General features: G+C 74.4%; 4 protein-coding genes. 3 read left to right on the top strand and 1 reads right to left on the bottom strand.

Annotated elements, in window-relative coordinates; all coding sequences use genetic code 11:
• From bioA to C3489_RS37930, 3 genes are all read left to right on the top strand, one after another.
• A partial coding sequence (gene bioA / locus C3489_RS37940) for an adenosylmethionine--8-amino-7-oxononanoate transaminase (protein ID WP_103786672.1) occupies positions 1 to 990 on the top strand: 990 nt, incomplete at its 5' end.
• 1 nt (position 991) lies between these two features.
• Complete coding sequence (bioD, locus tag C3489_RS37935) at positions 992 to 1,708, top strand: dethiobiotin synthase (protein ID WP_103786671.1); 717 nt, start codon at positions 992 to 994, stop codon at positions 1,706 to 1,708.
• Between the two features lie 130 nt (positions 1,709 to 1,838).
• Positions 1,839 to 2,528, top strand: a complete 690-nt coding sequence (locus tag C3489_RS37930) for a class I SAM-dependent methyltransferase (protein ID WP_103786670.1) — start codon at positions 1,839 to 1,841, stop codon at positions 2,526 to 2,528.
• 36 nt (positions 2,529 to 2,564) lie between these two features.
• Here the strand turns inward: C3489_RS37930 and C3489_RS37925 are convergent, their stop codons facing one another.
• A complete protein-coding gene (locus tag C3489_RS37925; RefSeq protein ID WP_103786669.1) occupies positions 2,565 to 2,939 on the bottom strand; it encodes a fic family toxin-antitoxin system, toxin component in 375 nt (124 codons plus the stop codon).
• Positions 2,940 to 2,997 lie beyond the last annotated feature (58 nt).

The following is a 2,997-nucleotide window of genomic DNA, read 5'->3' as shown; positions in this document are numbered from 1 at the left end:
AAGCTCCTTGTCGACATGTCGCCAGAAGGTCTTGAGCACGTCTTCCTCGCCGACTCCGGTTCGGTGTCGGTCGAGGTGGCGGCCAAGATGTGCCTGCAGTACTGGCGTTCGCTGGGCCGCCCGGAGAAACACCGGCTGATGACCTGGCGGGGCGGCTATCACGGGGACACGTGGACGCCGATGTCGGTGTGCGACCCCGACGGCGGGATGCACGACCTGTGGACCGGCGTGCTCCCGCGCCAGGTGTTCGCCGACGCGCCGCCCGCCGACTACGACGAGGCGTACGCGGAGCACCTGCGGTCGGCCGTCGAGCGGCACGCGCACGAACTCGCCGCCGTCATCGTCGAGCCGGTGGTGCAGGGCGCGGGCGGGATGCGGTTCCACTCCCCCGCCTATCTGCGGGTGCTGCGCGAGGCGTGCGACGCGCACGACGTGCTGCTCGTCTTCGACGAGATCGCGACCGGCTTCGGCCGTACCGGTGCGCTGTTCGCGGCGGAGCACGCGGCGGTGTCCCCGGACGTGATGTGCGTCGGCAAGGCACTGACCGGCGGCTATCTGACCATGGCGGCCACGCTGTGCACCGCGCGCGTGGCGGACGGGATCTCGCGCGGCGAGGTGCCGGTGCTGGCGCACGGGCCGACGTTCATGGGCAACCCGCTCGCCGCGTCCGTCGCCTGCGCCTCGATCGAGCTGCTGCTCGGGCAGGACTGGCTCGCCGAGGTCAAGCGGATCGAGGCGGGACTGCGCGAGGGCCTGGCCCCGGCGGCCGGGCTGCCGGGTGTGCAGGACGTCCGGGTCCTCGGGGCGATCGGGGTCGTCCAGCTGGACCACCCCGTGGACATGGCCGCCGCGACCCGCGCCGCGGTGCGCGAGGGCGTGTGGCTGCGGCCGTTCCGCGATCTGATCTACACGATGCCGCCGTACGTCACCTCGGACGTCGACGTGGCACGGATCGCCCGCGCGGTGTGCGCGGCGGCTTCGGAGGGATGACATGCCGGTACTGGTGATCACGGGCACGAACACGGACGTCGGCAAGACGATCGTGACCGCGGCGGTGGCGACCGCCGCGCTCGCGGCCGGCCGCTCGGTGGCCGTGCTGAAGCCCGCGCAGACCGGTGTGGGACCGGACGACCCCGGGGACGCCGGCGATGTGGCCCGGCTGGCGGGCCCCGTCACGACCGCCGAACTCGCCCGCTATCCGGAGCCGTTGGCGCCCGCGACCGCCGCGCGGCGGGCCGGGCGGGCACCGGTGCACCCGCAGGACATCGCCGAGGCGGCCGCCAAGCTGGCCACCGAGCACGACCTGGTGCTGGTGGAGGGCGCGGGCGGACTGCTGGTGCGGTTCGACGCGGCGGGCAACACCCTCGCGGACGCGGCCGCGCTGCTGAAGGCGCCGGTCCTGCTGGTGGCCTCGCCGGCGCTCGGCACGCTGAACATCGCGGAACTGAGCGCACGTGAACTGCGCTCCCGAGACGTGGAGTTGCTCGGTGTGGTGATCGGCAGCTGGCCGGGCACGCCCGACCTGGCCATGCGCTGCAACCTGGAGGACCTGCCGGTGGTCTCCGGCGCCCCGCTGCTCGGCGCCGTACCGGAGGGCGCGGGTGCCCTCGCCCCGGCCGACTTCCGCGACGAGGCCCCCGGCTGGCTGGCCCCCCGGCTGGACGGCACCTGGGACGCGGAGGCCTTCCGGGTGCGCGAGGCGCCCTGAGCGCCCTGCGTGGGACGCCCTCGTGAGGGGTGCCGGGCTCGGTGCGGCGCCCGGCCCCTTCGGGAGGGGTGGCGGCGTTCGCCGCGGGGGAGAATCGGCGTAAGGCACGTCCTGCCGAGGGAGGTCCCCCATGCCGCTGCGGTCCACGGGCTCCGGCACGGTGCCGCCGGACGCCGTCCACCATCCGCTGTTCGCCCGCTACTACGCCCGGGTGAGCGTCGCCCTGGAGACCCGGGCCGGCATGGCCGGCGTCCGTGGGCGGCTGCTCGCCGGGCTGTCCGGGCGGGTGATCGAGGTCGGCGCGGGCAACGGGCTGAACTTCGCGCACTACCCGGGCGAGGTCGCCGAGGTCGTCGCCATCGAACCCGAGCGTTCACTGCGCGGGCTGGCCGTCCAGGCGGCGCTGCGGGCCGACGTGCCGGTCGACGTGGCGCCCGGCGCGGCGGAGGCGCTGCCGGTCAAGAGCGAGGCCTTCGACGCGGCGGTGGTCTCGCTGGTGCTGTGCAGCGTGCGGGACGTCTCGCGGGCTCTGGCCGAGGTCCGGCGCGTGCTGCGGCCGGGCGGGGAGGTGCGGTTCTTCGAGCACGGTGCCGGCGGCGGTACGGCGATGCGGTTCACGCAGCGCTCCCTGGACCGCACGGTGTGGCCGGCGCTGAACGGTGGCTGCCACCTCTCACGGGACCCGGTGGCAGCCCTGCGCGCGGCCGGCTTCGTCCTCGGACCGTACCGGCGGATGCTGATGCCGGAGAACGGTCCTCGGCTGCCCACCTCCTACTGCGTGCTGGGCACCGCCTGGCGGCCCCCAGAGCCCGCCGCGTAGTCGTTCGCCGGGTTCGTCACGCCCCACCCGCGGTCCTCACGCGCTCCACTGCCGCAGCTCGCGGGCGATGTCGTCCACCGAGGCGTCGCCGCTCTTGACCAGCCGGGCCAGATCGCGCACCTGTTCGGGCGAGGTGACGACCTTCAGGCCGCTCGCGACCAGATAGGCGTAGGCCACGGCGGAGGCGAACAGCGCGTTGGAGCGCTCCAGCGCGGGCACGTGGACGAGCAACTGCAGCAGGGCCGCGGCGCGGTCGTGCGGGGTGTCGTAGACGGGGACGTCGAAGATCTCGGCCTGGTGCCGGGCGACGGCGGCGATCAGCGCCCCCCAGTCGGTGACCTGCGGGTCCCCCGGGGTCTGCTGCTCGGCGAGCATCAACAACCAGGCGAGATCGATCCTGAGGCTGCTCAACGGATCAGCGACGGCCTTCCCGGGCGCCTTCCCGCGCGCCCTCCCGGTCGGCGCCGAA

This window comes from Streptomyces sp. Ru71 (assembly GCF_002920535.1).
Taxonomy (GTDB): Bacteria; Actinomycetota; Actinomycetes; order Streptomycetales; family Streptomycetaceae; genus Streptomyces.
Note: the sequence above shows the minus strand (reverse complement) of the source record. Positions and strands in the feature narration are given on the sequence as shown.